This is a genomic window from Stenotrophomonas sp. YJH_SMC_25 (assembly GCF_059369595.1).
Genome location: NZ_JCAFSV010000001.1, coordinates 79,816 through 104,026, shown reverse-complemented (window position 1 = coordinate 104,026; position 24,211 = coordinate 79,816). Strand labels below are relative to the sequence as shown.

Sequence of the window (24,211 nt, the reverse complement as noted above, 5' to 3'; positions counted from 1 at the left end):
AGCCCGCGCTTCGCGCGATAGTCGACTAACAGTCGACTCTACCCAGGCGACTCCACATCCCCGGACGCTGCATCGAGATGGTCCCTGATCCTGACGTTGGCAGTGAACCGATGTCGAGCATCCATCCTGGCGGGCATTCTCGAACTCATGCCCAGCCCTCAACTGCTTGCCGGCCGCCGATCCATAGTCGGCAACGTCTACGCCATCACCATGGTGTGCCGGAACCGCCATCGCGTTTTCGATAGCCCTGCCAATGCCGACCTTGCCATGCAGCTCCTCGGATCGATGGATCGGGAAGGCCTGACTGCATCGTTTGCCTGGGTGATCATGCCGGATCACATCCACTGGCTGGCTCAACTTCGTGGCCATTCGCTGGGCTACTGCGTGCAGCGCTTCAAGGCGCGCAGCAGCTTTCTAATCAACCGGCGGCGAGGGAGCCAGGGTGCAATCTGGCAGGCGGGTTATCACGATCATGCGATCCGCAGTGACGCGTCGCTGCACAGGCACGCTTGCTACATTCTGGCAAATCCCGTTCGAGCCGGTCTTGCCGCGCAGATCGGTGACCATCCGTACGGATGGTGCCGCTGGCCGTTGAGCGAGCTTGAGTCGGCAGGCGAACGCGCATGGTGATGGAACCGACCGGGCAGAGTCAGCCGGGCAGAGTCAGCCGGGCAGAGTCAGCCGGGCAGAGTCGACCGGGTAGAGTCGACCCGGTAGAGTCGACTGTTAGTCGACTGCCTTAATCAATGCCGCCGAAGAGCCCGCACTGCGTGCGTTAGTCGACTAACAGTCGACTCTACCAGTCGCCGCTACGCGTTAGGTGCCGGCACCCGCACCATCTTCGTCATCAAGTGTTCCACCACACCCGCCGGGTCGGTCGTGCGGCCCACATGCGTGCTCGACATCTGCACGACCGAACTGCGCTTGGCGGTAAGGAAGTGGAAGCGGGCACGCGCGGGCAGTTGCGCGATCGGCCCGGCGTTGGCGTCGCCACGGCAGATGGCCACGATCGCATCCAGCCACGGTTGCAGCGCCTCCTGGTCCAGCGCCGGCGCGAAGGCACGCAGGCGCGCAGGATCGATCTCGATGGCCGCTTCCAGATGGCGCGCGCCAGGGCAGGAGACGATCACCCCGACGTTGATGAACTCCTCGCGTTCCACCCGCGGTACCACGCGGATGACCGCATAGTCATACGTGTGCAGCGTGGGCACGGATGGCCTCCTGCACGAACACCGCACGCACTTTCAGGCGGTGCTTGAGATAATCGATGTAACCCTGGCGGTAGGCTTGGGGGCTGTCGAACGCCGGCTCGTTGACCAGCCAGCTGTCCGGCACCAGGCCGACGATGCGTTCGATCTCGGCATCGGTCAGGCGCGCGGCCAGCTCGGCATCCACCTCGGCGATGCGACTGGCGAACGACAGCAGCACATGGTCGCGGATCAACACGAACGGCTTTTCGCAGGCATCGCCGGCGTTGGCCCAGTCGTGATGGAAGTACATGGCCGCACCGTGATCGATCAGGTACAGCTTTCGATGCCACACCATCAGGTTCGGGTTGCGCGTGGTGCGATCGACATTGCTGGTGAACGCATCGAACCAGACGATGCGCGAGGCCAGGTCGGCATCCACCGGCATTGCCGCCGGATCGTAATTGATCGCACCGGGCAGGTAGTCCAGGCCCAGGTTCAGGCCTTCGCTGGCGCGGATCAGCTCCTGGATTTCCGGGTCGGGCTCGGTGCGGGCGAACTCGCGGTCCAGCTCGACGAACAGGATTTCCGGAATCGGCAGGCCCAGCGTGCGTGCCATCTCGCCGGCGATCAGCTCGGCGATCAACGCTTTCGGGCCCTGGCCGGCGCCACGGAACTTCAGCACGGCCATGCCGTCGTCGTCGGTCTCGACCACGGCCGGCAGGGAGCCACCTTCCCGCAAGGGCGTGATGTAGCGGAGGGCATGTACGGTGCGCATGCGTGCATTCTAGCGTGGGTGCAGGCGCAACCCTCTGACCGGCGAGGACCGATTTCGGCCTTCACCTGTCCCTTCCGCCTGCGATGGCAGCATCCTGCTACAGGAACCCTTGGGTTCATGGGCGTACTGGCACTCTCGATGCAGAGGCTCCAGGCTGGGTACCTGCTCGGCTGCCAGCGACGCGCACTGCGAAGCGGAAACCTCATCCACGATGTCCTGCAGGCTACGGAGGTGCACCGATGAGCGACGAATTCACTCCCATTCTGCCGACCTTGGACGATGCCAAGGCGGAAGAAATGATCGGCAAGGTCGTACTGGTCGGGGTTACCCGCTATGGCGGCGACGGTCAGGTAAAGGGGCTGGAGCAGTACGCCGGCACGGTGCTGCGCATCAGCGCCGACGAGGGCGTGGTGCTGGCCGACGAGAATGATGGCCACGAGCGCTACCTGCCACCGATGCTGGACCAGTACCAACCAGCCGAACCCGGCGAGTACCGCATGCGCACCAGCGGCATGATCGTGGTCGACCCCGACTACCTGGCCACCTGGGACCTGCACGCGCAGCAGTAGTGCCAGGCCATGCCTGGCAGGTGCCGGCAGTTCCCCGGCACCTCCCGGAGCCGCACTTTGCCCCATCCGGCCACTAGTCCTTCCGGCCCATTCACGACAACCCCTGCGGTGCTAGATTCGGGTCCATGCCCGATTCCGGGCGCCCATTCACACCCCAGGGGATAAGGATGCTCATCCGTCGAACCTCTCTGGCGGCGGCTGTTGCCGTTGCCACCGTCGGCCTGCTGGCCGCTGGACCGGCTTTCGCTGATTACGCGAAGCCGCCGGAACACCTGCTCAAGGTGCTGAAGGCGCCGCCGCCGCCGGCGCCGAACGTGGCCCCGGGCGGCCAGCGCCTGCTGCTGACCACCGCGCAGACCTACCCGTCGATCAGCCGCGTCGCCCAGCCGTACCTGAAGCTGGCCGGCGTGCGCCTGGAGCCGAAGAACCGCAGCCGCCATGACACGCCCGGTGGCTACGGCATTCCGGCCTGCGTGGCCGACTTCACCCTGGTCGACATCGGCAGCGGCAAGGAGACCAAGGTCAACCTGCCGCAGGGCTGTGCCACCGGTGCGCTGTGGTCGGCCGATGGCAGCCACTTCGCCTTCCAGAATGCGGTCGATACCAGCGTGCAGCTGTGGGTAGGCGATGCGGCCACCGGGCAGGTGAAGCAGGTGCCGAATGTGCAGCTGAACCCGATCTTCGGCTACACCGTGCAGTGGCTGGGCGGCAGCCAGAACCTGCTGGTGAAACTGGTACCGGCCAACCAGGGCCCGGCACCTTCCAACGGCGGCGTACCGACCGGCCCGGATGCACAGGAGTCGCTGGGCAGCAGTGGCGAGAGCAGCACCTACGAGGCCCGCGACACGCTGACCAGCGTGCACGACGAGAAGCTGTTCGCTTATTACGGTGCCTCGCAGCTGGCCGTGGTCGATACCGCCGCCAACAGCGTGCGTCCGGTCGGGCAGCCGGCGCTGTTCAACGAAGTCAGCGCCGCACCCGATGGCGTGCACGTGCTGACCGAATCGATCAAGGCGCCGTACTCGCATGCGGTGACCTACCAGCGCTTCGCCAACGACGTGGCCGTGCTGGACATCGCCAGCGGCAAATCCACGCCGATTGCCAGCCTGCCGCTGGCCGATCGCGTACCGGTGCATGGCGTGCCGGAAGGCCCGCGTGGCTTCGACTGGCGTGCCACCGATCCAGCCACCCTGGTCTATGCCGAGGCACTGGACAAGGGCGACTGGAAGGTCAACGTGCCGCACCGCGACCGCGTGCTGATGCTGAAGGCCCCGTTCAACGGCAAGCCGACCGAAATCACCCGTACCGCGCAGCGATTTGAGGGCTTCGCGTGGACCGCCGATCCGGCCGTGGCGTTCCAGTACGAGAACGACGAGAACCGCCACTGGATGCAGACCCGCATCGTCGATGTGGACCAGCCGAAGAAGGAAGGCCGCCTGCTGTGGGACATGTCCAGCGACGAGCTGTATGGCAACCCCGGCAACCTGGTCTTTACCCGCCTGCCGAATGGCGCGCAGGTGGTGCGCCGTGAGGGCAACCATGTGTTCCTCAGCGGCCGTGGCGCGTCGCCGCAGGGCGACCGTCCGTTCCTGGACCGCCTGGACCTGGGCACCCTGAAGAGCGAGCGCCTGTTCCGCAGCAGTGTCGACGCCTACGAACAGTTCCTCGGTTTCAGCAGCACGCCGGGGCGCTACCTGACCTGGCACCAGTCGGTGATCGATCCTCCGAACGCCTTCATCCGCCAGCAGGGTGAGGCAGTGGCTGATGCGAAGACCGGCGAGGCGCAGTTCGCGTCCACCGCGACCGCGCTGACCAAGCTGGTCGACCCGACCCCGGAAGTGCGCCAGATCAAGAAGCAGCTGGTGACCTACAAGCGTGCCGATGGCGTGGACCTGTCGTTCACCCTGTACACGCCGCCGGGCTACAAGGAAGGCCAGCGCGTGCCGGCGATCCTGTATGCGTACCCGGCCGACTTCGCCAATGCCGCGCAGGCCGGCCAGGTGTCCGGTTCGCAGCAGACCTTCACCCGTCTGCAGCCGTACCGCCTGATGCTGCTGGCCGGCTACGCGATCATCGACAACGCCTCGTTCCCGATCGTGGGTGACCCGAAGAACGCCTACGACACCTACCTGGAGCAGCTGGAAGCCGACGCCAAGGCGGCGGTGGACAAGGCCGTGGACATGGGCGTGGTCGACCGCAACCGCGTCGGCGTGACCGGTCACAGCCACGGCGGCCTGATGACCGCCAACCTGATCGCGCACACCAAGCTGTTCAAGGCCGGCGTGGCGACCAGCGGTTCGTACAACAAGACCTTCACCCCGTTCGGCTTCCAGAACGAACGCCGCTCGGTCTGGCAGGCGCAGGACGTGTACCTGAAGGCCTCGCCGTTCTTCTATGCCGACAAGATCAAGCTGCCGCTGCTGCTGGTCCACGGCGAGGACGACGCCAACCCGGGCACCGAGCCGTTCCAGTCGCGCAAGCTGTACCAGGCGATCCGCGGCAACGGCGGTACCACCCGCCTGGTGATGCTGCCGAACGAGCCGCACTGGTACACCGCGCTGGAGTCGAACGAGCAGCTGGTATCGGAAATGCTGAACTGGTTCGACACCTACGTGAAGAACGCCAAGTGAAGGAACAGGAAGGCCACCTCCGGGTGGCCTTCCTGCATCCTGCTGTAGCGCCGAGCCCACGCTCGGCTGTAACCAGCCGCACGTGCTCTGCAATCAACTGTGGAGACTCGGTAACGACGTGTTACCGGCACATTCGCGTGCCACGCAGATGGGCTAGGCTGGCCCTGTGAGTTCGTCCCGGGTCGGTGCAATGAAAGCCATCGTTCTTGCTGCAACGTTGTCGTTGGTCCTGGTTTCAAACGCCCATGCCCAGTCGCTGCCCACCGAGCTGGCGCAGCTGGGGATCATCGCCGGCATGCCCTACGCCAAGGCCAAGCGCCTGCTGGATGCTGCGGGATGGCAGGTGAAGCCGGCGCAGGGCGCGCCGGAATCGCTGGAGGGCTTTCCGGAAGTGGGGTGCCAGAAGGGCGGGAAGCAGTGCGCGACGACCTTCGAGAAGGGTGAACAGCAGATTGCGGTGCGGCTGGGCACTACCCTGGCAGGGCAGCCGTTCGTGCAGAGCGCTGATTGAGCACCCGAGCTCACGCCAACGGCAGGCGGTCCTGCGCATGCGCCAACCGGTCGTGCAGTTCGCGCACGTGCTCGGCCTTGGCATGGATGCGCGTGGTATCACCGAAACTGCGCAGGTAGGCGCACGCGGCGAAGCCGGCACTCTTCTTTTCGTACTCGGCAATCCAGGCCAGGCGATCCGGGTTGTTGGCCTGCTCGGCTGACCACGCGGCCACCGGCGGACGGATGCGGTACCTCAGGCCAACGCGCCACGGCTTTGGTGTCAGGCGCGCACGGAAGCAGTGCTGCAGCCGGCACATGCGCGCGTACAGGGTGTCGGCGCCCAGCGTTCTGAAGAACGCCTGCAGCTGCTCGTCTTCGGGCAGGAACGTGGCGTGCATGGCCAGCACGCGCAATCCAGCCGGCGTGCGGTACGTACGCAGATGCCAGTCCGGATGCTGTTCGCTGAAGGCCGCGACCCGCTGCAGGGCTACGCCTTCGGCGCCACCGGCCGCGGCCAGGCGCCGCTTGCGCTGCATCAGCATCGCCGTGTTGACCAGCAGCACCGCTGCCACCCCCAGCACCAGTCCCACCAGCCAGTGCCAGAGCAGAGTGCCGATGACGGCGCCAGCGAACAGCAGCACTGCGGCGATGATTGCAGGCATCACGCAACCGGCAGGTGGCTGCGCATGATCTATGTCGGCGAACAGCACGTCCGGGGTGTTCAGGCACAGCGCACCGTAGCTGTTGCGTGTAATGATGACGTCGCCGTCGCGCTGCACGATCTGCTCGCGGATCGGCACGCCCTCCACGCCGTAGTTGCTGCGCACTTCGCGTCGCGGAAGCGCCTGCCCGGCGAGGATGGCATTGAGGGCTTCGTTGGCGCGGCGATCGGCGTGCACCTGCGCCTCGGCAGGGCCTTCGTCGGACCAGCCGAAGCGGCGCACGACCACCGGCCGGCCACGGAAACGGGCCTGCAGGCGGGCTTCGGCCCAGTACGCGGGAACGATCATCATCGTGCGGTGCTCCATCTTCCATGGCAGGTGCCGAAGCGAGTCTGGCACAGCGCCGGTGCGCCCGCATCCGCCTGCTGCAGTGGGCCGGGCGGAGTGATAGATTGCGCGCTTCGCATGCACTCCACCAAGGACGGAGCGATGTTCATGATCCTGCGCGGCCTGTTGGCCCTGGCCTGTGCCGGGGCGGTAGGCGTGGCCACCGCAGCGGTACCGGCAGGGCCGCAGATCCTCACCGAGGATGTCAGCCGTTTCTATGCACTTTATGACAGCGCTGGCGGCAAGCCCAGCGTTGCGCAGCTGCGTGGATACCTGGCCGAGGGTTCGGCCGGCCTGGCCGAACTGGCCAAGGCGCGCCGGGTCACTCCCGAACGCATTGCCGAGTCCATCGCCAGCCAGCCCGAGCTGTATGCACAGGGACGAAACTGCCTGGCCGAACTGCCCGCGGTGAAGCAACGCCTGACGCAGGTGTTTTCCAACCTGCAGGCGATCTACCCGCAGACCCGGTTCCCGCCGGTGACCATCGCGGTGGGCCGCGGCCGGCCGGTCGGGCTGACCTCAAAAAGCGGTGTGATCATTGGCCTGGAAGCGCTGTGCGCGGCCGACTTCATGAGTGCCAATGTGCAGGATCGCTTCGTGCATGTGATCGCACACGAATACGTGCACATCCAGCAGACCGGCCTGATCGACTTCGAGCCGGGTGACCCGCGTGCCACGGTGCTGCATGTTTCGCTGGGCGAGGGCATCGCCGAGTTCATCGCCGAGCTGATTTCCGGCAACGTCGGCAATGGGCGTCACGCGGCCTGGACCCGTGGCCGGGAAGTGCATATCGAAAGCGCGTTCGCGCTGGATCTGGACAGCACCGATCTGTCGCCGTGGCTGTACAACTACAAGCCGGGCTCGCAGGAACCTTACGACCTGGGGTACTGGGTGGGTTACCGCATCGCCAAGGCCTATTACCTGCAGGCCAAGGACAAGCGTGATGCGGTCCGTGCGCTGATCCAGCAGGACAACCCGAAGACGATCCTGGCCGCCAGCGGCTGGACGCCGGGCATGTGGATGCCGGCGAAAGTCACGGGTGTGGCGGCGCGTACGGCTGCACGCTGAGCACGGGGCAGGGCGTTAGACTGCGGAAGTTGATTTCAGGAGTACCCGCATGCGTGGACCTGTTGAGCTTGCCGCTGCAACCGTCGTGACGTTGGGCCTCGCGTTGGCTTCTCCGCCGGGTGCCGCCGAAGCCGTCGCAGTCAATCCGCTGCTGCAGACGCCCATCGACCAGTTGCGCCCCGACGAGGTTCGTTTCATGCAGCAGCGCCTGGCCGATTTTCCGGAGCTGCAGCGCTATCGTGATGCCAACGCGCAACTGCCTGCGGCAGTGCCGGGCCAGCCGCGCGTGGTGTTCTTCGGCGACTCGATCACCGAAGGCTGGGGTGCGGAAGGCAGCGCCGGATTCTTCCCCGGCAAGGGCTGGCTCAACCGCGGCATCAGCGGCCAGACCACGGCGCAGATGCTGGTGCGCTTCCCGCAGGACGTGCTGGCACTGAAGCCACAGGTGGTGGTGATCCTGGCCGGCACCAACGACATTGCCGGCAACACCGGCCCGTCCACGCAGGCGATGATCGAGGACAACCTGCACGCGATGGTGGACCTGGCGCGTGCACATGGCATCGCCGTGGTGCTGGCATCGGTGCTGCCGGTCAGCGATTACCCGTGGCTGCCGGGAACAGCGCCAGCGCCGAAGGTGCGTGCATTGAACACGGCATTGAAGCGCTATGCCGATGCGCAGCAGCTGGTCTATCTGGACTACTACACGCCGATGGCCAATGCCGCCGGAGGACTCGATCCGCAGCTGGCCGAGGATGGCGTGCATCCCACGGCGAAGGGCTATGCGGTGATGGCGCCGTTGGCCGAGGCGGCGGTCAAGCGCGCGCTGCAGCAGAAGTAGCTTCTGCGGGCAGACTCGCCAGCAACCACTCACAGAAACTGATCACCAGCGGATCGTCTGCGCTGTCCTCATGCACCAGCCAGCTCCAGCGCGGGCCGCGCACGCGTGCCTCATCCAGCGGCTGCAGCAGCCCCTGATCGCAGGCGCGTGCCGCCAGCAGCTCGCTGACCAGGGCGATACCCAGCCCTTGGCAGGCAGCATCCAGCAGCTGCCCGGGTTCGGAGAAGTTCATGCCTTCGCGGCGCTGGCCGACATCGGCGCCGCCCTGTACCTGCCACTGGCTCCAGTCCATTTCGCGCTCGCCATGCAGGGTGAGGCGTTCGTGCACCGGCGTGGCGAGCAGGGCCGGATGGCAGGCCGGAAAGAGGCGATCCTGCAGCAGCACGCGATGCTGGCACTGCGCCTGTGAGTCGAGGTCATCGCGTACCGCCACGTCCAGCGTCTGCGTGGTCATATCCGGTGCCTCCTCGCTGGTCAGCAGCCACAGGTCGGCGTCGGGATGCAGGCGGTGGAAGCTGGCCAGGCGCGGCACCAGCCAATGCCGGGCAAAGGCTGGACTGGTGTTGACGATCAGTTGATTCGGCTTGCGGTACTGATCGAGCCGGCGGATGCCGCTGGCCAGCTGCCGCAGCAGGGACTGGGTGGTTTCCAGCAGGTCGATGCCGGCGTCGGTGAGGGTGACGCTGCGGCCCTGCCGGAAGAACAACGGCTGCTGCAGCGAGGCTTCCAGGCCCCGGATCTGCTGGCTGATGGCCGACTGGGTCAGATGCAGTTCCTCGGCGGCCCTGTGGAAACTACCCAGGCGGGCGGCGGCCTCGAAACCACGCAACGCGTTCAGCGGTGGCCAATGCCTCAGCATTTCAGATAAGTAAAACTGTTCAATTGATGGCTGAATCTATCGTTTGTTCTTATCGATACGCAAGCGCAGCATAGGTCCATCCCACACCGGCCCTGGAGCCCGTCATGAGCAGCCGTCGTCACTTCCTCACCCAGCTGGCGGGCGCCGCTGGCCTTGGCGGCCTGGCCGCCCTCGGCCTGACAGGGCTGCCGACGCGCGTATCCGCAGCGGGGCCGGGTGCGGGTATCTGGCGCATGCCGGACGAGCACGGGCCGCAGGAACGCGTTTTCCTGGCCTTCGCCGCGCAACCGCGGGTGTGGGGCGCGCAGGCCGATGCGGTGAACACCGCCGTGGCACGCCTGGCCCGCACCATCGCCCGCCACCAGCCCGTTAGTGTGCTGTGCCGCCCGGCGCAGCGGAAGCTGGCGCAGGATCGCTGCGGCCGCGACAACATCGAGTTCCTCGAGGTGCCGCTGGATGACATCTGGGTGCGCGACTACGGCGGATGTTTCGTCACCGATGGCAAGGGCGGGCTGGGCCTGGTTGATTTCAACTTCAACGGCTGGGGCGGCAAGCAGAGCGCACGGAACGATGGTGCGGTGGCGCCGTGGCTGGCGCAGGTGACCGGTGCCACGCTGCTGGAAAGCGATCTGGTGGGCGAGGGTGGCGGCATCGAAGTCGATGGCCATGGCACGGCCATCCTCACCGAAAGCTGCTGGGTGAACCGCAATCGCAATCCCGGCTGGTCGCGCGCGGATATCGAGGCCGAGCTGATGCACCACCTCGGCCTGCGCAAGGTGATCTGGCTGCCCGGCATTGCCGGCGAAGACATCACCGACGCGCATGTGGATTTCTATGCGCGCTTCGTGCGCCCCGGCGTAGTGATCGCCAACCTGGACAACGATCCGGAGTCCTACGACTACGATCTGACCCGCGAGCATCTGGACATTCTGCGCGGGGCCATCGATGCCGATGGTCGCCGCCTGCAGGTGCACACGCTGCCGCCGCCGCTGGACGGGCGCGACAACGTGCATACCCGCGACAACGATGATCTGGCGATGGGCTACATCAACTACCTGCCGATCAACGGCGCGGTGGTCGCGCCGCAGTTCGGTGACGACGCAGCCGATGGCTACTGCCGTGAACTACTGGAAGACATGTATCCCGGTCGTGTGATCGAACAGGTGGACATCGATGCGATCGCCGGTGGCGGTGGCGGTATCCATTGCTTGACCAAGAACATGCCGAAGGTAGGCTGAGGTGCCTCAGGCGTCGTCCTGCTTCAACGCCGCATCGGCCGCCAGCAGCGCCTCGGCGGCTGCACTGAGCGGCGGCGACGGCGGGGCAACCACACCGATCGCTTCCATCATCTTCGGCATGCCCAGGAACTGGCGCGCGCGACGGTCGTAGATGCCGGTGACCAGCAGCGCACGGGTGGCGATCTTCTGCTCGGGCCCGATCAGCACGCGCTGCTCCATGATGCCGCGCGAGCCGATCCAGCCGACCAGGCGTGTTTCCAGGGTGAAGCGCTGGAACGGCTTCAGTTCACGGCGGAACTGGATGGTGCCAGCGCCGACGATCGGTGCCCACTTCTCGCGCAGCGCCACCCGGCCCAGGCCCATCCGCAGTATCAGGTCCAGCCGGCCCAGATCGAAGATGTTCCAGTAGCGGCCGTTGGTCATGTGCAGGTTGCTGTCCAGGTCGTTGGGCAGTACCCGGAACTGCAGCCGCGAGACCCCGAACGGCGCCTCCAGCTTCGGCCGGAACAGGCTGCACAGCAGCAGGTGGAGCAGGCGGAACCAGAGATTCATGGTTATGACGACTGTTATAGAATCGCCGATACGCTAATTTATGACGACTGTCCTGGCAAGGAGCCTGCCGTGAGCCCGCGCCCCTCTGATGCGCCACAACGCGTGATTGATGCTGCGGCACAGATGCTGGCGCGCGTGGGTCTCAATGCCACCAGCATCCGTGAGGTGACCAAGCTGGCCGAGGCGCCGCTGGGTTCCACCTATCACCACTTTCCCGGCGGCAAGCAGGAGCTGCTGGCGCGCGCCACCCACATGGCTGGTGACAAGGTGGAGGCGCTCCTCGTTGAGTTGTTGAAGGGCGGGGCCGTGCAGGGCCTGCAGCAGTTCCTGGCGATGTGGCGCGAGCGCCTGCTGCGGTCCGGGTTCCGCGCGGGTTGTCCGGTGCTGGCCGTTGCCGTCGAAGAGCCGGTCGAGGCGGTTACCAGCCAACCGCGCGTGGCCGCCGCAGAGGTGTTCGTGCGCTGGCAGGGGCATCTGGCCGCAGCCTTCATTGCCGACGGCCACGAACCTGCGGCGGCGGATGGACTGGCCAGCCTGGTGATCGCCAGCGTGGAAGGCGCCGTGGCGATGTGCCGCGCACTGCAGGACATCGCTCCGTTTGATCGGGTAGCAGCGCAGTTGCTGAAGGCGGCCGCGCCTCCTTGATCCGGCTATACGTGTGCGGAAGACGCGCAGCAGGTCATCGGAAGATCATCAGGTAGCCCCAGCCGAGCACGATGGGCAGGAAGGCAGCGATGGCCGACGCGCCAAGCCAACGCAGGTAGCTGCGGGAGGCGGGGCATCCCTGCCGCTTGAGGGCCCAGGCATGCGTCGGGAGCACCAGCAACGCCTGCACCGCAAAGGTGGCCACGGCGGCAAGCCATGCCACCAGGACGCCGAGGCAGCCATCGCTGAAGCAGCGGCTACCAAACCACGAACCCCAACCGGCGAGGCCGATCATTGGAACGAACATCACGAGCGCGGTGGCGCGGGTGAACTGGGAGGCGTGCATGCCGTGGCGCATAGCTCTTCTGGTGGAAAATCATAATCCAGCCGCCGGCGCGCGGGTACAAGGCCGGCGCCAGTGCGGCCTGTGGGTGATGGACCCACGGCCCCATCGCGCTAGAATCCGTCCACCACCGCCTACGCGTGCCCGGCAAGGATGTCCGCATGCAGTATCAGGTTTCTGAGGTCCCTGGCCGCAATGCCACGCGCCCGCTGGCGGCGGCATGAAGAACTCGCGCCATTTTTCAATCAGTGCATTGAAGTTGCCCAGGAGCCGCGGCAGTGAAGTCGTGCGTGCGGCTGGCCGCGCACGCGGTGGCCATGATCGTCGCGTTGACCGGCGACACCGTTTTCCATGCCTCGGGTCTGCAGTGGGCGGCCGCTGTCGATGCAATGCCGCTGCGCTACCCGATGGCGGTAGTGCTGGCCGGGTAGTACTGCAATTCCGGGCAATTTCCTCTGTGCTTCACTTTTTCCAGGATCTTCATGCGACAGCGCATTGCAAGGAAACGCGTCCTGGCCACAACGGTCGTTCTATCGATGGTTGCAGTCGTAGCGCTGATGGTCAGCGTGCGCCCGCAGTGGCGGCGGGAAGTCGGCCCGCCTCCGATCAATCTGGGAACGGCACGGATGCAGGCCGAAGTGATGGCAGAGCTCATCGACCTGCGACCGACACCGCCAGGAAAGCCGCCGGTTCCACCGATTCCAATGAGAGGAGTCTCCTCCCCGATGCTGGCCGGTAACAGTGGGTTCGCGACCGCAGCGGTGCGGTTGGAAGACGTCGCGCCAGCACACTTCGAGCCGCGCGGCTGGGAGCCCGACATTCCATTCGCTGTGATGGAATGGACTGCGCCTTCCTGCGGTGAAGGGTATCCCGCCCCGGTCTGCCAGGTTCGTCACAGCGTCGTCGAGTGGCGCGATGATGACAGTGCGGCGTCCTTTCAACTGCAGCAGCATCTGGAGTCGATGCTGCAGGTTGCGAACCGCCGGGCTTCACGGGTACCCGGTCTCGCGTTCGAGCTTGCACACGTGCGGGCGCAACGGATGACGTGGGACGAGCTTCAGCAACGGCGCGCGCGCGGTATCGAGGGATGCACGGGTGGCCCGGGCAATCCGGATCTGGGCGTTGTCTATCTGCAGCGTCCTGTGTTCAGCCTGGATGGGAACTGGGCAATGGCATCGGTCGCCTCGGATCTGTGCAGTGGAGGAACGGCGATGCGTGTCCTCTACCTTCTGCATCGCAGGAAGGGCGGCTGGGAGCGTGTTCGAGTGGAGCCTGTCCGCCATATGAGCTTTGGACAGGGCCTGTGGCCCGCGTTGCCGGAGTCGTGATGATAGATACCTCGTTCAAGCCAAACCGTGACTGCCAACAACGGATCGCCTGGCGACGCATTGCATCGCTGGCGGCGGCGCTGTCGGCCTTGGCGCTCATGGCCGGGATCTGCAGCCTGCGCCCGAGGTGGCAGCAGGCGATCGGTCGGCTACCGATCAACCTGGGAACAGCGCAGATGCAGGCGGAGGCGATGGCGCTGGCGATCCGGCAGAGCCCCCCATTCCCCCCTCCACCCCCGCCAGTGCCGCAGCCAACGCCAGTTCTGCCATCGTCGCTGAGCGAGGTGCCCAGCGCACCGCAGACACCGTCCACGCGCGTTGATCAATGGCGCCCGCAGGAACAGCCGCAGTTGACCGACCCGGTGGGGGAGGACATCTACGTGATGGAGCAGACCTTGCCCTATTGCTGGCCGGGCAGCAGTGCCTCCATCTGCCAGGAGGTGGACGATCTGGTCCTGCCGCTGGACGACCGGTGGCCGCCGGACATCCATGCGCTGCGGTTGCAGCTGCAGGCGGACCTGGTTCCCGTCAATCGCCGGTCCACGCCAGTGCCTGCGGCCGCATTGGCCGGTGCGCAGCGGATGGACGGCGCGGGGCTTCGAGCGCTGCGGGAGCAAGGGTGCGGGGCAACGGTGCATGGGCCGACTCGGACATACGACCACGTCGCCTATCTGACCCGGCCTGTTTTCAGCGTCGATGGGCAGTGGGCTATGATTGCGGTCGCCTGGGATTCGTGTTCCGACGATTTCGTCTACCGGGAGCTTGTCGTGCTGCATCGGGAACAAGAACGCTGGATGGCCGAACCCCCGGAACGGGGTCTGGGCGGCGTATGGGACGGCCGCATACTGCGGCCCTGGACGTACAACCACTGACGAGGAAGAGCGCATGGATGTCGCTGCACGCAGGAACAGGACGTTGTTTCGTTGGATCATGGTGACGCTGCTGGCAGTATTGATGCCGTTTGCGGCACTGGCGCAGCCCGCAGCCGGGGAGGCCGATGGCGCCGAAGCCGCCACTGCCGCGGAAGAGGCGCGATGCCGCGCCTGCACCTACGAGCGTATCGGGCACAAGGTCGATATCGGGCTGGTTGCACTGGTGTCGCTGCTGGTGGTGGGCCTGCTGGTAGCGGCGTCCCGCGAGTGGGGCACCACCTCGCAGCGCTGGACCTGCCGCACGCTGGCTCTGTTGCTGGTGGGTGTCGGTGTGGCATTGCTGTGGTGGGCTGGCAGCGTCGTCTACCTGGGCTACAACCCGTGGCAGGAAATGGCCGCCCCTGTCGATGGTTCGCTTACCTCGACACTGCTCAACACCTCACCGAAGTGGCTGGCGGCGCTGGCGTTGATTGGTTTCGCACCTTCCATCTGGAAGCGCGGCGAGCGCCTGCCGGCCTGGCGTATCGGCTGATCCTGGAACGACGGCGCCGGATCACACCCGGCGCCGCCTGCGGTCATCAGTCAAAGCGCCAGCGCACGCCCGCATAGACGCCACGCCCATCGCCCGGGGTCGAGCGCGCGACATCCTTGCCGGCGTCGTCGTAGCCCGGCGTGACCGTGGCGGCGTAGTGGCGGTTGCCGAGGTTGCGCATCTCCGCCCAGGCCTGCCAGCGGCCACCGGGTGCGTCGTAGCCGATGCGGCTGCCGAAGATCACGTGGCTGTCGGCCCAGTAGCTGTTGGCGTAGTCGACGGCGATGCGCGAGGCGTATTCGGTATTGAGCGCGGCGTACAGGCCGGATGCATGATCGAAGCGCAGCTCGGCCTGGTAGGCGTGGCGCGGCAGGCCGGGCAGGCGGTTGCTGCCGAAACGCGCGTCGTGGCGATAGCGGAAATCGCTGAAGGTATACGCCTGGCGCAGCGACAGGCGGCCCGGTGCAGCCTGCCACAGCGTGCTGTCCAATCCGGCCTCGATGCCGCGGTGAACGGTGGGGCTGGCGTTGTTCTCGGCGATGAACAGGTTCGGCACCGGTTGCAGTTCGACGCTCAGCAGTTCGTGGTTTACGTGCGCGTAGTAGCCGGTCAGTTCCCAGCGACCCAGCGCCGCGTCACCGCGCGCACCCAGTTCCAGCGTGGTGGCGGTCTGGTTCTGCATCGGCACCGGCGCGCGCTGGCGGCCGGTAGACGGGCCATTGCCCGGCCCGAAGTACTGGTTCGAGCCCCAGATAATCGACCACGGATGTGGCGCCTCCACCGAGCGGCTGAGGTTGCCGAACCACTGGGTCTGGGCGCTGTGCTGCCAGGTGAAGCCCAGTCGCGGCGCGTAGTCCCAGTCGTGGTCGCAAAGGCGGCCGCCGCTGCTTGGCCAGGTCACCTGCACATCGCGACGGGTGTTGATCAGTGCCAGCCCGGTCTGCATGCGCAGGCGGTCATTGAAGGTGAGGGTATTGCCGACGTGCAGCGTGCTATCGGTGCCGTGGTGGCGGAAGTCACGCGTGCGCGTACCGGCGGCATAGCCGTTGCTGGCAAAGCGCAGCGACTCGCGCACATCGGCGTCCAGATCGTGGGTGACGCGCAGGCCGACCGTGGTCTCGCTGTCCAGGCCGAACAGCCGGTGGCGGCGGCGGTAGTCCAGCGTGGCGTTGAGGTTGGCGTAGTCCAGCTGCTGCCGGTACAGGCTCTCGTTCAAGTCCATCGGGTACTTGTGATAGACCAGCCCGGCCTGCAACGAGGAGTCCTCATCGATCTGCAGCGTGGTGACGTTGCCCACCCAGGTGCTGCCCGGCTGCGGGCGACGCGCATCGATGGCCAGGTTGGCCGCATTCGCGGCACGCGGATCGTTGCGGATCTGATCGCGGGTCAGGCGGCCGGGCGTTTCATGATTGGTTTCGCGATAGCGCACGAAGAAGCGCGTCTGCAGGTCGGGCGTGATCTGCCAGCCGATGTTGGCCATCGCACCCTTGCCGTCGCCGCGCGAATGACGCTGGTAACCGTCGAATTCGGTATCGGTGTAGGCCAGGAAGTAGTCGACATCACCACTGACGCCGCCCCAGCTGATGCCGCGCTTCTGGTAGCCACGGCTGCCGGCTTCGTAGTGCAGCTGCACGCCCGCCGAATCACGACCGCTGCGGCTGACGTAGTCGATGGCACCGCCCAGCGCCAGCGCCCCGCGCTCGAAGCCGTTGGCGCCGCGCAGCGCTTCGACGCGCGACAGCCACAGCGGTTCCAGCAGCTCGTAGGGCGTGCCGCCCGGGCCGGTCAGTGGCAGACCGTCGATCGACACTGCAATGCCCGAGGCGTGCGCGCCCGGGCCCCGGTTGATGCCCGAGCCACGGATCGAGATCTTGGTGCCTTCGTTGCCCGGCGACTGCGCGCTGATACCCGGCTGGTAGGCCAGCACATCGGCGCTGCTGGAAAGGCGGCTGTCGGCCTTGGCCACGTCGATGACGTTGCCGGCGCCGGGTACACGCTTCAGTGCCACGCGCGCCTGGGCACTGGCATCGGCGGCAGCGGTGACCTGCACGGCATCCAGCGTGGTGGCCTGTGGGGCCGCAGCGGCGGTGGAAGAGAGGCCGAGGGAAACGGCCAGGAACAGCAGCGAGGGGGTGGGGCGGTACGACGAGAGCGACATGCGGGAATGCTGTAAACCACAAAAGTGGCGCGCAAGTTAACAGTTCGGCGGCGTCACGTCACCCACCGGCGGCGTATGGCCGCCCGCAACATCCATGTAGAGCCGAGTCCATGCTCGGCTATCGCGCGCAGCGGGGGTCTCCTGAGATCGCAACGAAGAGCAGCCGAGCATGGGCTCGGCTCTGCAGCAGGGTTTAGGGCGAGGGCTTCGCCAGCGCCTTGGCCTTCGCGTACAGCCGATCAGCCGCTTCCCTATCGCCCAATGCCGCATGGCACTCGGCCAGGCTGTCCCACGCGTTGGCCGAATCCGGATACAACTCGGCGTTGAGCGCGAACACTTTCAGCGCCTTGCTGGCACCCAGACTCTCGCGGATGGCATAGCCATCACCGTTGATCGCACGTTCCAGTTCACCTGTGGGAACGCCATTGCTGTCGCGCAGCCAGCTACGCATCTGCGGTTTCGCATCGGTGCTGTCATCCCGCGCATAGCCGATCAACCGCTCGGACAACACCGCATGCGGAAACTCCCCGGGCGCGGCCACCCCCATCATGCTCTCCACCAGCGTGCTGGACCAGACATTGCGGGCGCTGCCGTTGGTCAGGTACACGAACACCCAGTAGCCGCTGGCCAGCGTGCCCTTGTAGGCCAATCGCGCACGTACACGGGTGCCACCATCGTGGCCGACCTGGGTGTAGCCGTCGCTTCGGGTGGTGTCCCAACCGGTGGAGAAGAAATTGCTACCGCCACCGCTCAGTTTCTGCGGCTGCCAGAGCTTTTCCAGGGTCGCCGTGCGCACCAGCTTTCCGCTCGCCAGCGCCTGCAGGAAACGGTTCATGTCGCCCACGCTGGTCTGCAGATCGGCATGGCCCCAGCCGTAATCCGGCCAGGCATCTTCATTGGCCGGCTGCAGCTGGCCGTCCTTGCCGATGTAAGGCACCGCCGCGCGCTTGGCTGGCACGCTGGCGATGGCCCATGACGTGCTGGCCATCTTCAATGGCTGCAGGATGCGTTCGCGCGCGATGGCTGGGTAGGGCTTGCGGTAATGCGCTTCCAGCAAGGCGGTCAGCACCAGGTAGTTGGCCTGGGTGTACTGTACGCGGCTGCCGGTGGCGAACTGCATCGGTGTCGCGCCGGCTACCTTCAGTGCAGCGCCAAGGTCAGGGGCTACACCGGGGTAGCCCTTGCTGACCCAACGGTTGTCGACACGATCGTAGTACTCGCCGATACCCGAGCTGTGGTTGAGGAAATCGCGCACGTGGATCGCCTGCCATGCTGCAGGCAGGTCCGGCACATAGCGGCTGGCCGGTGCATCCAGATCCACCTTGCCCTGGTCGACCAACTGCATCACCAGCGTGCTGGTCAGCAGCTTGGCCATCGACTGCGCGGCGAAGATGGTCTCGACGGTGGCGGGCGCATGGGTAGCGGGATCACGTTCACCGCTGGCGCCCTGGTACAGCACCTGACCGTTGTGGGCGACCAGTACCGCCTGGCCGGCGATGCCGTAGCGTTCGCGGTTGGTCTGCAGCTGGGTGCTGAGCTGCTTGGAAAGATCGCCGGCAGTTTCAAGCGCCGAAACGGGTGGGATCGCAAACAGCGTGCAGAGCAATGCAACGGCCAGGGTGCGGTACATCGCGGTGATCCATCAGCGGTGATGGCGCATGTTGGTCACGTCGGAAGAGCGGGTCAAGGGCACCGATTCCCGCATCAGGGAGAGCCGGCCAGCGGCCGGCACTACCACACGTTTCCGGTAGTGCCGGCCGCTGGCCGGCACCCCTGCGATCAGCCGAGAATCCCTGGCAGATCCAGCCCCTTTTCCTTCGCGCAGTCGATCGCGATGTCGTACCCCGCATCGGCATGGCGCATCACGCCGGTGGCCGGGTCGTTCCACAGCACGCGGCCAATCCGCTTGGCCGCTGCCTCGGTGCCGTCGCAGACGATCACCATGCCGGCGTGCTGCGAGAAGCCCATGCCGACGCCACCACCGTGATGCAGCGACACCCAGGTCGCGCCGCTGGCGGTGTTGAGCAGGGCGTTCAGCAGCGGCCAGTCGGACACCGCATCGGAGCCGTCGGCCATCGCTTCGGTTTCGCGGTTCGGCGAGGCGACGCTGCCACTGTCCAGGTGGTCGCGACCGATCACCACCGGCGCCTTCAGTTCGCCGTTGGCGACCATCTCGTTGAACGCCAGGCCAAGTCGATCACGATCACCCAGGCCGACCCAGCAGATGCGCGCCGGCAGGCCCTGGAACTTGATCTTCTCGGCGGCCATGTCCAGCCAGCGGTGCAGGTGCGGGTTGTCCGGAATCAGTTCCTTCACCTTGGCATCGGTCTTGGCGATGTCTTCCGGGTCGCCGCTCAGTGCGGCCCAGCGGAACGGGCCGATGCCGCGGCAGAACAACGGGCGGATGTAGGCCGGCACGAAACCCGGGAAATCGAAGGCATTGGCCACGCCTTCTTCCAGCGCCATCTGCCGCAGGTTGTTGCCGTAATCCACGGTGGGCACGCCCAGCGCATGGAAGCCGAGCATGGCGCGGATGTGGTTGGCCATCGATGCGCGCGCGGCCTTCTCCACTTCCTTGGGGGCGGAAACGCGCTTCTCGTCCCACTGCTCGACCGTCCAGCCCTGCGGCAGGTAGCCGTTCACCGGGTCGTGCGCGGAGGTCTGGTCGGTCAGCAGGTCCGGCTTCACGCCGCGCTTGAGCAGTTCGGCCAGCACGTCGGCAACGTTGCCGAGCAGGCCCACCGATTTCGGCGTGCCGGCCTTGCACGACTCGTCGATCAGGCGCAGCGCTTCGTCCAGGTTGTCGGTCCAGGTATCCAGGTAGCCGGTGCGCAGGCGCATGTCGATGCTGCTCTTGCGGCACTCGACGGCCAGGCAGGAGGCACCGGCCATCACGGCAGCCAGCGGCTGTGCACCACCCATGCCGCCGAGGCCACCGGTGAACAGCCACTTCCCGGTCAGGTCGCCGCCGAAATGCTGGCGCCCCATTTCCACGAAGGTCTCGTAGGTGCCCTGCACGATGCCCTGCGCACCGATGTAGATCCAGCTGCCGGCGGTCATCTGGCCGTACATGGCCAGGCCCTTCTTATCCAGCTCGTTGAAGTGGTCCCAGTTGGCCCAGCGCGGCACCAGGTTGGAATTGGCGATCAGCACGCGCGGTGCATCGGCGTGGGTGCGGAACACGCCCACCGGCTTGCCGGACTGCACGAGCAGGGTCTGGTCATCGTCCAGGCGCTTGAGCGTTTCGACGATGGCGTCGAAGCTCTCCCAGTCGCGTGCGGCGCGACCGATGCCGCCATACACCACCAGTTCCTGCGGGCGCTCGGCCACGTCCGGGTGCAGGTTGTTCATCAGCATGCGCAGCGGTGCTTCGGTCAGCCAGCTCTTGGCATTGAGCGTGGTGCCGGTCGGCGCGGCGACGGTGCGGGATGGGTCGTTGCGGGTCATGCGGCGCTCCGGTTCGTAGCGAATTCAAGGCAGGCGTTGAGCACCTGCGCCAGGGTGTGGCGCAGTGGTGCGGCGTGGTCGGGGTCGAGCGGGGTGGGCCAGCTGTGTTCGTCCACCTGGTCCGGCAGGGGTTCGTGCATGTAGCCGCGGCAGGCAAGTTCCATCTGCAGGCTGTGCACGCCGCCGGCGATGTTGCTGTAGTGGCGGGTGATCCAGCCGCCCTTGAAGCGGCCGTTGCGCACCTGGCTCATGCCGCTGATCTTCAGCAGGTTTTCCACCACGTCGCTCAGGGCGTTGTCGCAGGAGGTGTCCGGTGCGCCGGACGGACCGGCAGTCCCCAGGTTGAACTGCGGCAGTTCGCCCTCGAACAGGTGCGGGATATGCGAGCGGATCGAGTGCGCGTCGTACACCACCACGGTGCCGTGGCGTGCACGCAGGCGCGTGATCTGCGAAGCCAGCGCATCGTGGTAAGGCAGGAAATACGTGTCGCGACGACGGGCGATTTCTGCTTCGTCCGGTTCGCGCCCGGCGTGGTACAGCGGCTGGTTGTCGAAGGTGGTCAGCGGACACAGGCCGGTGGTGTTCTGGCCCGGGTACAGCGACACGCCGCTGGGATCGCGGTTGAGGTCGATCACCGAACGCGAGATCGCCGAGCGCACCGTGGTCGCGCCCATGCCGCGCACGAAGTCGTACAGCTCGTGCACCCACCAGTCGGCATCGCGGCGGGCCAGCCACGGCGAGTGGTAGTCGCCGATCAGGTCGTGCGGCAGCTCGCTGCCGGTATGCGGGAAGCTGACGATGAGGGGGGCATCGCCCTCGTGCACCGTCAACCATTCAGGAAGGGTCGTCATGCCTGCGGTTCCACAGTCGGCAACAGATCGCCCAGGCCCTGCGCCAGCGCGCCACTGCGCACAAGATTCGTGGCGGTCACCATGTCGGGGTGGAAATAGCGGTCTTCTTCCAGCGTCGGCACCTGCGCACGCAGGGTGGCGCGCACCGTTTCCAGCGCGGCGCTGGAGCGCAGCGGCGCATGGAAATCACAGCCCTGCGCGGCGGCCAGCAGCTCGATGCCGATCACGTTGGCGGCGTTCTCGGCCATCTGCATCAGCCGGCGCGCGCCATGCGCGGCCATCGACACATGGTCTTCCTGGTTGGCCGAGGTCGGAATCGAATCAACGCTGGCCGGGTAGGCGCGCTGCTTGTTTTCCGAGACCAGCGCGGCGGCGGTCACCTGCGGAATCATGAAGCCGGAATTCAGGCCCGGGCGCGGGGTCAGGAACGCCGGCAGGCCGGACAGGGCCGGGTCCACCAGCATCGCCAGGCGGCGCTCGCTGATCGAACCGATCTCGCACACCGCCATCGCCAGCATGTCGGCGGCGAAGGCCACCGGCTCGGCGTGGAAGTTGCCACCGGACAGCGCTTCGCCGGTGTCGGTGAACACCAGCGGATTGTCGGACACGCCGTTGGCTTCAATTTCCAGCGTGGTCGCGGCCTGGCGCAGGATGTCCAGCGCCGCGCCCATCACCTGCGGCTGGCAGCGCAGGCAGTACGGGTCCTGCACGCGCACGTCGTTGTCGCGATGCGACTCGCGGATGTCCGAGCCCTGCATCAGCGCGCGCAGGGTGGCGGCGGTGGCGATCTGCCCGCGCTGGCCGCGGATCGCGTGTATGCGCGGGTCGAAGGGCGTGTCGGAACCCTTGGCAGCTTCCACCGACAGCGCGCCGGTGACCAGTGCGGCCTGGAACACGGTCTCGATCTCGAACAGGCCCGCCAGCGCATAGGCGGTGGAGAACTGGGTGCCGTTGAGCAGCGCCAGGCCTTCCTTCGCGCCCAGTTCGATCGGCTGCAGGCCGGCACGTGCCAGTGCATCGGCCGCCGGCAGGCGTTCGCCGCCGATGAAGGCTTCGCCTACGCCCAGCATCACGCTGGCCAGGTGCGAGAGCGGCGCCAGATCGCCCGAGGCACCCACCGAACCCTGTGCGGGCACCACCGGCAGCACGCCCTTGACCAGCATCGCTTCCAGCAGTAGCAGGGTTTCCTCGCGAATGCCCGAAGCCCCCTGCGCCAGGCTGACCAGCTTCAGCGCCATCATCAGGCGCACCACGCTGGCCGGCATCGGCTCGCCCACGCCAGCGGCATGCGAGAGCACGATGTTCCGCTGCAGGGTGGCTAGATCTTCGCGCTCGATGCGCACGCTGGCCAGCTTGCCGAAGCCGGTATTGATGCCATACACCGGCGCGCCCTTGGCGACGATGGCGGCCACCGCCGCCGCACTGGCGCGCACCACCGGCAGCGCGGCCGGGTCCAGTGCAAGCGGCGCACCGCGATAGACCTGCCGCCACTGGGCGAGAGTGACACGGCCGGGGCGAAGAACCAGGGTGTTGCTCATGTGTTGCTCCAGGAGGCAGGCAGGTCGGGCTGTCCGCGCACCACGCGCGCGTGCAGCGGGTTGAATCCAATGCGATAGACCAGGTCGGCGGGGCCATCGATGTCCCAGATCGCCAGGTCGCAGTCCAGGCCCACGGCGAGGCGGCCGATGCGATCGCTGCGTCCGAGCGCGCGCGCCGCTTCACGGGTGAAGCCGGCGATGCACTCATCGACGGTCAGGCGGAACAGGGTGGCGCCCATGTTCATCGCCAGCAGCGGGCTGGTCAGCGGCGAAGTGCCCGGATTGCTGTCGGTGGCCAGCGCCAGCGGCACGCCGGCCGCACGCAGCGCAGCGATCGGCGGCAGGGTGGTATCGCGGGTGAAATAGAAGGCACCGGGCAACAGCACGGCGACGGTGCCGGCGGCGGCCATCGCGGCGATGCCGGCATCGTCCAGATGTTCGATATGGTCGGCCGAGAGGGCACCGAAGCTGGCGGCCAGTTCGGCGCCATGCTGGTTGCTCAGCTGCTCGGCATGAATCTTCACCGCCAGCCCGTTGGCGCGCGCCGCTTCGAAGACCTGCCGCGCCTGCGCCGGCGAGAAGGCGATGTTCTCGCAGAATACGTCCACCGCTTCGGCCAGGCCTTCGGCGGCGATGGCCGGAATCATCACGTTGCACACCTCGTCGGTGTATTCCTGCGCCTCGCGGCCTGGCGGAATCGCGTGTGCGCCGAGGAATGTGGTCACCACGTTGACCCGGCACTCCTCGCCCAGCGCACGCGCTACCTGCAGCTGCTTGCGTTCGTCGGGCAGGGTCAGGCCGTAGCCGGACTTGATCTCGATCGTGGTCACGCCTTCGGCACGCATCGCCAGCAGGCGCGGCCGGCTTTCGCTGGCCAGCTGTTCCGGGGTGGCAGCACGGGTGGCGCGCACGGTGGAGACGATGCCGCCGCCGGCACGGGCGATCTCGGCATAGCTGACGCCCTGCAGGCGCTGCTCGAATTCGTTGGCGCGGTTGCCGGCGTAGACCAGGTGGGTGTGGCAGTCGATCAGGCCGGGCGAGATCCAGCGGCCTTCGCCATCGATGCGGGTGGTCGGCTGCAGGTGGGCGTCGCTGCCGGCCGGGCCAACATGGACGATGCGGCCGCCAGCGCAGGCCAGTACGCCATCGCGGATGACACCCAGCCCCTCGCCATCGAGGGTCATCAGGTGGACGTTGGACCAGAAGGTATCGACGTGCATGGCATCCACAACGCGGC

General features: G+C 66.6%; 24 protein-coding genes. 12 read left to right on the top strand and 12 right to left on the bottom strand.

The window, feature by feature from the left end; genetic code table 11:
* The first annotated feature begins 147 nt into the window (after positions 1-147).
* Positions 148-630: an REP-associated tyrosine transposase gene (locus tag AC5P7E_RS00560; RefSeq protein ID WP_171968761.1), complete on the top strand. Its 483-nt coding sequence runs from the start codon at positions 148-150 to the stop codon at positions 628-630.
* A 179-nt stretch (positions 631-809) separates the two neighbouring features.
* Here the strand turns inward: AC5P7E_RS00560 and AC5P7E_RS00555 are convergent, their stop codons facing one another.
* Together AC5P7E_RS00555 and AC5P7E_RS00550 are read right to left on the bottom strand one after the other, a co-directional pair.
* Complete coding sequence (locus AC5P7E_RS00555; RefSeq protein WP_043034606.1) at positions 810-1,211, bottom strand: DUF3037 domain-containing protein; 402 nt, start codon at positions 1,209-1,211, stop codon at positions 810-812.
* Complete coding sequence (locus tag AC5P7E_RS00550) at positions 1,189-1,965, bottom strand: HipA family kinase (protein ID WP_021202746.1); 777 nt, start codon at positions 1,963-1,965, stop codon at positions 1,189-1,191. The genes AC5P7E_RS00555 and AC5P7E_RS00550 overlap by 23 nt, the downstream gene beginning before the upstream one ends.
* A gap of 239 nt (positions 1,966-2,204) precedes the next feature.
* Between AC5P7E_RS00550 and AC5P7E_RS00545 the strand changes: the two genes are divergently transcribed.
* The 3 genes from AC5P7E_RS00545 (at position 2,205) to AC5P7E_RS00535 (ending at position 5,675) form a co-directional block, all read left to right on the top strand.
* The gene (locus AC5P7E_RS00545; RefSeq protein ID WP_005413891.1) at positions 2,205-2,534 is read left to right on the top strand and encodes a hypothetical protein; all 330 of its coding nucleotides are present in this window, start codon (positions 2,205-2,207) and stop codon (positions 2,532-2,534) included.
* Positions 2,535-2,701: 167 nt separating this feature from the next.
* Positions 2,702-5,164, top strand: coding sequence for a S9 family peptidase (locus tag AC5P7E_RS00540; protein ID WP_111193930.1), 2,463 nt, complete (start codon positions 2,702-2,704; stop codon positions 5,162-5,164).
* 190 nt (positions 5,165-5,354) lie between these two features.
* Complete coding sequence (locus AC5P7E_RS00535) at positions 5,355-5,675, top strand: hypothetical protein (RefSeq protein WP_005410210.1); 321 nt, start codon at positions 5,355-5,357, stop codon at positions 5,673-5,675.
* A 10-nt stretch (positions 5,676-5,685) separates the two neighbouring features.
* Here the strand turns inward: AC5P7E_RS00535 and AC5P7E_RS00530 are convergent, their stop codons facing one another.
* Positions 5,686-6,669: a hypothetical protein gene (locus AC5P7E_RS00530; RefSeq protein ID WP_024957218.1), complete on the bottom strand. Its 984-nt coding sequence runs from the start codon at positions 6,667-6,669 to the stop codon at positions 5,686-5,688.
* A 138-nt stretch (positions 6,670-6,807) separates the two neighbouring features.
* Here AC5P7E_RS00530 and AC5P7E_RS00525 point away from each other — a divergent pair, with 138 nt between their 5' ends.
* Both AC5P7E_RS00525 and AC5P7E_RS00520 read left to right on the top strand, forming a co-directional pair.
* Complete coding sequence (locus AC5P7E_RS00525; RefSeq protein ID WP_114619078.1) at positions 6,808-7,773, top strand: DUF2268 domain-containing putative Zn-dependent protease; 966 nt, start codon at positions 6,808-6,810, stop codon at positions 7,771-7,773.
* Positions 7,774-7,822: 49 nt separating this feature from the next.
* On the top strand, positions 7,823-8,611 hold the full coding sequence (locus AC5P7E_RS00520) for an SGNH/GDSL hydrolase family protein (RefSeq protein ID WP_114619079.1): 789 nt from the start codon (positions 7,823-7,825) through the stop codon (positions 8,609-8,611).
* Here the strand turns inward: AC5P7E_RS00520 and AC5P7E_RS00515 are convergent.
* Positions 8,586-9,470: a LysR family transcriptional regulator gene (locus tag AC5P7E_RS00515; RefSeq protein ID WP_114619080.1), complete on the bottom strand. Its 885-nt coding sequence runs from the start codon at positions 9,468-9,470 to the stop codon at positions 8,586-8,588. The genes AC5P7E_RS00520 and AC5P7E_RS00515 overlap by 26 nt on opposite strands.
* 104 nt (positions 9,471-9,574) lie before the next feature.
* On the opposite strand from AC5P7E_RS00515, the gene AC5P7E_RS00510 reads away from it, so the two are divergent.
* The gene (locus AC5P7E_RS00510) at positions 9,575-10,708 is read left to right on the top strand and encodes an agmatine deiminase family protein (RefSeq protein ID WP_099527306.1); all 1,134 of its coding nucleotides are present in this window, start codon (positions 9,575-9,577) and stop codon (positions 10,706-10,708) included.
* 6 nt (positions 10,709-10,714) lie between these two features.
* Here AC5P7E_RS00510 and AC5P7E_RS00505 read toward each other — a convergent pair whose 3' ends face one another.
* Positions 10,715-11,260 carry a thioesterase family protein gene (locus tag AC5P7E_RS00505; RefSeq protein WP_005410204.1) on the bottom strand — a complete coding sequence of 182 codons (546 nt, stop codon included), beginning with the start codon at positions 11,258-11,260 and terminating at the stop codon, positions 10,715-10,717.
* Positions 11,261-11,329: 69 nt separating this feature from the next.
* On the opposite strand from AC5P7E_RS00505, the gene AC5P7E_RS00500 reads away from it, so the two are divergent.
* A complete protein-coding gene (locus tag AC5P7E_RS00500) occupies positions 11,330-11,905 on the top strand; it encodes a TetR/AcrR family transcriptional regulator (protein WP_024957212.1) in 576 nt (191 codons plus the stop codon).
* A gap of 34 nt (positions 11,906-11,939) precedes the next feature.
* On the opposite strand, the gene AC5P7E_RS00495 is transcribed toward AC5P7E_RS00500, so the two are convergent.
* Positions 11,940-12,251: a hypothetical protein gene (locus AC5P7E_RS00495; protein WP_225792049.1), complete on the bottom strand. Its 312-nt coding sequence runs from the start codon at positions 12,249-12,251 to the stop codon at positions 11,940-11,942.
* Positions 12,252-12,526: 275 nt separating this feature from the next.
* On the opposite strand from AC5P7E_RS00495, the gene AC5P7E_RS00490 reads away from it, so the two are divergent.
* From AC5P7E_RS00490 to AC5P7E_RS00475, 4 genes are read left to right on the top strand one after another with little or no spacing between them, the layout of a single operon-like run.
* Positions 12,527-12,679: a hypothetical protein gene (locus tag AC5P7E_RS00490; RefSeq protein ID WP_158230227.1), complete on the top strand. Its 153-nt coding sequence runs from the start codon at positions 12,527-12,529 to the stop codon at positions 12,677-12,679.
* A 51-nt stretch (positions 12,680-12,730) separates the two neighbouring features.
* Positions 12,731-13,576: a hypothetical protein gene (locus AC5P7E_RS00485; protein ID WP_024957211.1), complete on the top strand. Its 846-nt coding sequence runs from the start codon at positions 12,731-12,733 to the stop codon at positions 13,574-13,576.
* Complete coding sequence (locus tag AC5P7E_RS00480; RefSeq protein WP_114619081.1) at positions 13,576-14,448, top strand: hypothetical protein; 873 nt, start codon at positions 13,576-13,578, stop codon at positions 14,446-14,448. The genes AC5P7E_RS00485 and AC5P7E_RS00480 overlap by 1 nt, the downstream gene beginning before the upstream one ends.
* 13 nt (positions 14,449-14,461) lie before the next feature.
* Positions 14,462-14,980, top strand: a complete 519-nt coding sequence (locus AC5P7E_RS00475; RefSeq protein ID WP_111193536.1) for a hypothetical protein — start codon at positions 14,462-14,464, stop codon at positions 14,978-14,980.
* A gap of 46 nt (positions 14,981-15,026) precedes the next feature.
* Here AC5P7E_RS00475 and AC5P7E_RS00470 read toward each other — a convergent pair whose 3' ends face one another.
* The 6 genes from AC5P7E_RS00470 to hutI form a co-directional block, all read right to left on the bottom strand.
* On the bottom strand, positions 15,027-17,138 hold the full coding sequence (locus AC5P7E_RS00470) for a TonB-dependent receptor family protein (RefSeq protein ID WP_114619082.1): 2,112 nt from the start codon (positions 17,136-17,138) through the stop codon (positions 15,027-15,029).
* A 193-nt stretch (positions 17,139-17,331) separates the two neighbouring features.
* Complete coding sequence (locus tag AC5P7E_RS00465) at positions 17,332-18,768, bottom strand: serine hydrolase domain-containing protein (protein WP_049459705.1); 1,437 nt, start codon at positions 18,766-18,768, stop codon at positions 17,332-17,334.
* Positions 18,769-18,917: 149 nt separating this feature from the next.
* Positions 18,918-20,585 carry a urocanate hydratase gene (gene hutU, locus AC5P7E_RS00460; RefSeq protein WP_109337088.1) on the bottom strand — a complete coding sequence of 556 codons (1,668 nt, stop codon included), beginning with the start codon at positions 20,583-20,585 and terminating at the stop codon, positions 18,918-18,920.
* Positions 20,582-21,436, bottom strand: a complete 855-nt coding sequence (gene hutG / locus AC5P7E_RS00455) for an N-formylglutamate deformylase (protein WP_012480727.1) — start codon at positions 21,434-21,436, stop codon at positions 20,582-20,584. Before hutG ends, hutU begins: the two co-directional genes overlap by 4 nt.
* Positions 21,433-22,974 (bottom strand): histidine ammonia-lyase, encoded by a 1,542-nt coding sequence (gene hutH / locus AC5P7E_RS00450; protein ID WP_099484030.1) that lies wholly within the window; start codon positions 22,972-22,974, stop codon positions 21,433-21,435. Before hutH ends, hutG begins: the two co-directional genes overlap by 4 nt.
* Complete coding sequence (hutI, locus tag AC5P7E_RS00445; protein WP_114619083.1) at positions 22,971-24,194, bottom strand: imidazolonepropionase; 1,224 nt, start codon at positions 24,192-24,194, stop codon at positions 22,971-22,973. Before hutI ends, hutH begins: the two co-directional genes overlap by 4 nt.
* Positions 24,195-24,211: the final 17 nt, after the last annotated feature.